The sequence below is a fragment of the Gordonia sp. NPDC062954 genome, from assembly GCF_044543825.1.
GTDB classification, from domain to species: Bacteria; Actinomycetota; Actinomycetes; order Mycobacteriales; family Mycobacteriaceae; genus Gordonia; species Gordonia tangerina.
On the sequence record NZ_JBITWL010000082.1, the window covers coordinates 1 to 1012 of the forward strand.

Annotated in this window: 1 protein-coding gene; it reads left to right on the forward strand. The window is 64.5% G+C overall.

What is annotated here, in order from left to right; translation table 11 throughout:
• Window positions 1-23: 23 nt before the first annotated feature.
• Window positions 24-1012 (forward strand): IS110 family transposase (locus ACIGKQ_RS25380; RefSeq protein ID WP_396575189.1); only part of this gene is annotated, 989 nt, incomplete at its 3' end.

Here is a 1012-nt window from a genome sequence, read left to right on the forward strand (position 1 = left end):
CCGAGCGGGTGACCTGCATCGTGATGGAGGCCACAAGCGACTACTGGAAACCCTACTATTTCCTCCTCGAAGAACTCACCAGCGAAGGGGTCGAGCTGATCCTGGCCAACGCGCGTGCGGTCAAAAACGTGCCCGGCCGCAAGACCGACGTCAACGACGCGACTTGGCTGGCCGATCTGGCCGCGCACGGCTTGGTGCGCGCCTCGTTCGTGCCGCCCCCGCCGATTCGGGAACTACGTGATCTGACACGCACCCGCACCATCGTGGCCCGCGAACGGGTCCGGGAGATGACCCGACTGGAAAAGCGGCTGGAATCACCGGGTATCAAACTGTCGGTGGTCGTGTCCGACCTCGACGGTGTCTCCGCGCGACGCATGCTTGACGCCCTGGTCGCCGGGGAACGCGATCCTCTCGTACTGGCCAACCTGGCCGTGCCACAGATGTATCGCAAACACGAGCAGCTCGTCGATGCGCTGACCGGCCGGTTCAGCGATCACGACGCGTTCATGATCGGGCTGCACCTGCAACGCATCGATGAACTGGCCGCCACGATCACCACCCTCGACGACCGAATCGAGGAGGCGATCGCCCCTTTTCGCCTAGCCCGTGACCTGCTATGCACCATTCCCGGGGTCTCCACCGTGGTCGCCGATATCATCATCGCCGAAACCGGCGGCGACATGAGCGTGTTCCCCACCGCCGATCACCTCGCGTCGTGGGCCGGCGTGGCACCCGGACAGCACCAATCCGCAGCCCGCAAAACCAACGCTAAAACCAGGCCGGGAGACTGCTACCTCAAGGGCGCTCTGGGTATCGCATCAATGTCGATCGCCCGCAGCAACGCCCACACCCACATTGCCGCCCGCTACCGACGCCTGCGATCACGCCGCGGCTTCAGTCGCGCCCTCGTCGCCACCGAACGCGAAATCCTCGTCGCCGTCTGGCACATGCTCACCACCCACACCGACTACCACGACCTCGGCGAAAACCACTACCAACATGCCCACGCCCA